The organism is Mycobacterium sp. (genome assembly GCF_049585075.1).
Classification (GTDB): Bacteria; Actinomycetota; Actinomycetes; order Mycobacteriales; family Mycobacteriaceae; genus Mycobacterium.
In genome coordinates this window covers 1-4,116 of the sequence record NZ_JBAUZA010000470.1, presented here as the reverse complement: position 1 = coordinate 4,116, position 4,116 = coordinate 1, and the positions used below count along the sequence as shown (strand labels likewise).

Below are 4,116 nucleotides of genomic sequence, written 5' to 3'. Positions count from 1 at the left end.
CGAGCTGCAGCGGGTGCACATGGTCGGCATCGGGGGAGCAGGCATGTCGGGAATCGCCCGCATTCTGCTGGACCGAGGCGGCCAAGTGTCGGGTTCGGACGCCAAGGAATCGCGCGGTGTGCGTGCGCTGCGCGCCCGCGGGGCGCTGATCCGCATCGGGCATGACGCGTCGTCGCTGGACCTGCTGCCGGGCGGCGCGACCGCGGTGATCACCACCCACGCCGCGATCCCGAAGACCAATCCCGAGCTCGTCGAGGCCCGCCGTCGTGGCATCCCGGTCGTGCTGCGCCCGGAGGTGCTGGCCAAGTTGATGGCCGGGCGCACCACGCTGATGGTCACCGGCACACACGGCAAGACCACGACCACCTCGATGCTGATCGTGGCCCTCCAACATTGCGGGCGGGACCCGTCCTTCGCGGTCGGCGGCGAGCTGGGTGAGGCCGGCACCAACGCCCACCATGGAAGCGGCGACTGCTTTGTCGCCGAAGCCGACGAGAGCGACGGCTCGCTGCTGGAGTACACCCCGAATGTCGCGGTGGTCACCAACATCGAGTCGGACCATTTGGACTTCTTCGGCAGTTCCGATGCCTACACCGCGGTGTTCGACGCGTTCGCGGAGCGGATTGCGCCCGGCGGATCGCTGGTGGTCTGCACCGACGACACGGGCGCGGCTGCGCTGGCCGAACGCACTGCGGCGCTGGGGATACGGGTGTTGCGGTATGGCGCCGGGGCTGATGGCCCGGCGGCCGAGTTGGACGGAACCTTGTTGTCCTGGGAACAGCAGGGCACCGGGGCGGTCGCCCAGGTCAAGCTGGCCGGCGAAATCCACCCATGGGTGATGCGGCTGTCGGTGCCCGGCCGACACATGGCACTCAATGCGTTGGGTGCGCTGCTCGCGGCGATCGAGATCGGCGCTCCCGCCGACTGTGTGCTCGACGGGCTGGCCGGTTTCGAAGGGGTGCGTCGTCGCTTCGAGTTGATCGGCACTGCGGCCTCGGTGCGGGTGTTCGACGACTATGCCCATCACCCGACGGAGATCAGCGCGACGCTGGACGCGGTCCGCACGTTGCTGGAGCAGAGCGGTACGGGTCGGTCGCTGGTGGTGTTTCAGCCGCATTTGTATTCGCGGACAAAGGCTTTCGCCGCCGAGTTTGGTCACGCGCTAGACTCAGCCGACCAAGTTTTCGTACTCGACGTCTATGGCGCACGCGAACAACCCCTCGCCGGTGTCAGTGGGGCAAGTGTGGCCGAGCACGTCAGCGTGCCGGTGCAGTATCTGCCCGATTTCTCCTCTGTCGCCGAAGCGGTAGCCGAGGCGGCCGGCCCGGGTGACGTCGTCGTCACCATGGGTGCGGGCGATGTCACCATGCTCGGCCCGGAAATCTTGACCGCATTACGGGTGCGGGCCAACCGCAGCACGCCGGGAACGCCGGGGGTGTTGTGGTGACCGAGCAGGACGGCGACCCGCCGCCAGAACCAGAGGGCGACCCCGCAGCCGACACGACGGTTACCGAACCGATCGCTGCCGCCGGTGAAGCCGCAGAGCCCGATGTGGTGGAGGGTCCCCGCCGGCGTGCTCGGCGGGAACGCGCTGAGCGGCGCGCGGCGCAGGAGCGCGCGACAGCGATCGAACAAGCTCGCCGGGAGGCCAAACGCCGGGCTCGGGGACGCGCCGGAGAAGCGACCAAACCCGCTGCGCGCGGGGCGGTCCGGGGCTTGAAGCTGGTGCTCACGACGATCGGGCTGACCGTGCTGACCGTGGCACTCGGGCTGGTCCTCTACTTCACGCCGGTGATGTCCGCGCGCAGCATCATCGTCGTCGGGATTGGAGCGGTGACCCGCGACGAGGTGCTCGACGCCGCCCAGGTTCGGCCCGGCACGCCGCTGCTGCAGATCAACACCGACCGGGTCGCCGACCGGGTGGCCGCCATTCGGCGGGTCGCGAGTGCGCGGGTGCAGCGCCAATACCCGTCGGCGCTGCGGATCACCGTCGCAGAGCGGGTTCCGTTGGTGGTCAAGGACTTTCCCGACGGCCCGCATCTCTACGACCGCGACGGCGTCGACTTCGCGACCGCCCCGCCGCCACCAGCGCTGCCCTACATCGACGTCGACAACCCCGGTCCGTCCGATCCGCCGACTAAGGCCGCGCTCGCGGTGCTGACCGCGCTGCGACCCGAGGTCGTCGCACAGGTGAGTCGTATTGCCGCGCCGTCGGTCGCGTCAATCACCCTGACGCTCATCGACGGGCGCACGGTGATCTGGGGGACCAACGAGCGCACCGAAGAAAAGGCCGAGAAACTGGCCGCCCTGTTGACCCAGCCCGGTCGGGTCTACGACGTGTCCAGCCCCGACCTGCCGACAGTCAAGTAGCGGCCCCCTTCGCCCCTCACTCCAGCGCGACGCTCGTCGGCCCGGCGAAAAATCGCCCGAAATTCGCCCGCGGATTTTCGGCGCGCCTGCATCGATCCTGCGCGCGGCGGCCATACCGTTCTGTTTGCGCGAAACAACTTGACATAACTCTAACCCTTTAGTTGAGGTTGAGGTTTGCCAGGTCGCTACGCAATAGGCCAAATCCCACTAGGGAGGAAGACAGAATGATGACCCCGCCGCACAACTATCTGGCCGTCATCAAAGTCGTGGGTATCGGTGGCGGTGGCGTCAACGCCGTCAACCGGATGATCGAGCAGGGCCTCAAGGGCGTGGAGTTCATCGCGATCAACACCGACGCCCAGGCACTGCTGATGAGCGACGCCGACGTCAAGCGTGACGTCGGACGCGACTCGACCCGCGGACTGGGCGCCGGCGCCGACCCCGAGGTCGGACGCCGGGCCGCCGATGACGCCAAGGACGAGATCGAGGAGCTGCTCCGCGGCGCCGACATGGTGTTCGTCACCGCCGGGGAAGGAGGCGGCACCGGCACCGGAGGAGCTCCCGTCGTCGCCAACATCGCCCGCAAGCTGGGCGCGTTGACGGTCGGCGTGGTCACGCGGCCGTTCTCGTTTGAGGGCAAGCGGCGCGGCACCCAGGCAGAAACCGGGATCTCGTCGCTGCGGGAAAGCTGCGACACGCTCATCGTGATCCCCAATGACAGGCTGCTGCAGATGGGCGACGCCGCGGTTTCGTTGATGGACGCCTTCCGCAGCGCCGACGAGGTGCTACTCAACGGGGTGCAGGGCATCACGGACCTGATCACCACGCCCGGCCTGATCAATGTCGACTTCGCCGACGTCAAGGGCATCATGTCCGGCGCCGGCACGGCGCTGATGGGCATCGGCTCGGCCCGCGGCGACGGTCGGGCGCTCAAGGCAGCCGAGATCGCGATCAACTCACCGCTGCTGGAGCAATCCATGGAAGGCGCCCAGGGTGTGCTGATGTCGATCGCCGGCGGCAGCGATCTCGGCCTGTTCGAGATCAACGAGGCGGCGTCGCTGGTGCAGGACGCCGCGCACCAAGACGCCAACATCATTTTCGGCACGGTCATCGACGACTCGCTCGGCGACGAAGTGCGGGTCACCGTGATCGCGGCGGGCTTCGATGCCGCCGGGCCCAGTCGAAGGCCCGTCGTCGGCAGCAACCAGGGCATCGCGGCGGGGCAGGCCGGCAAGGTCAGTTCGACGTTGTTCGAGCCCGCCGACGCCGTCAGTGTGCCGGTGCCCACCAACGGCGCAACCCTGAACATCGGTGGCGACGACGACGAGGACGTCGACGTGCCACCGTTCATGCGGCGCTAACCTGCGACGAATGGGGGCCGTGGCCTGCCGTCTGGACGAGTCGATGCCGGGCGAGCCGGATACTGGGTATGTGAGCGTTCGCATCCGGCGGGTAACCACCACCCGCGCCGGCGGCGTCTCGGCGCCGCCGTTTGACACCTTCAACCTCGGCGACCATGTCGGCGATGACCCGGCCGCTGTGGCGGCCAACCGGCGACGGCTGGCCACCGCTATCGGCCTTGGTGCCGACCGGATGGTGTGGATGAACCAGGTGCACGGTGATCGGGTCGAGCTGGTCGACGGGCCGCGCGACACCCCGGTCGCCGACACCGACGCACTCGTGACGAGCACGCCACGGCTGGGGCTGGCGGTGGTAACCGCCGACTGCGTGCCGGTGCTCTTGGCC

4 protein-coding genes are annotated in these 4,116 nt (G+C 68.4%); all 4 read left to right on the top strand.

What is annotated here, in order from left to right:
* Positions 1-1,447 (top strand): UDP-N-acetylmuramate--L-alanine ligase (gene murC / locus WB785_RS22280; protein WP_424081894.1); only part of this gene is annotated, 1,447 nt, incomplete at its 5' end.
* The gene (locus WB785_RS22275) at positions 1,444-2,370 is read left to right on the top strand and encodes a cell division protein FtsQ/DivIB (protein WP_424081892.1); all 927 of its coding nucleotides are present in this window, start codon (positions 1,444-1,446) and stop codon (positions 2,368-2,370) included. The genes murC and WB785_RS22275, both read left to right, overlap by 4 nt.
* Positions 2,371-2,597: 227 nt before the next feature.
* On the top strand, positions 2,598-3,731 hold the full coding sequence (gene ftsZ, locus WB785_RS22270) for a cell division protein FtsZ (RefSeq protein ID WP_424081896.1): 1,134 nt from the start codon (positions 2,598-2,600) through the stop codon (positions 3,729-3,731).
* A gap of 70 nt (positions 3,732-3,801) precedes the next feature.
* Positions 3,802-4,116: polyphenol oxidase family protein (locus WB785_RS22265; protein WP_424081890.1), on the top strand; the 315-nt coding region annotated here is incomplete at its 3' end.

Excerpts from the sequence above, each read along its gene's own strand:
- ftsZ (WP_424081896.1), top strand. The coding sequence starts at position 2,598 with ATGACCCCGCCGCACAACTATCTGGCCGTCATCAAAGTCGTGGGTATC.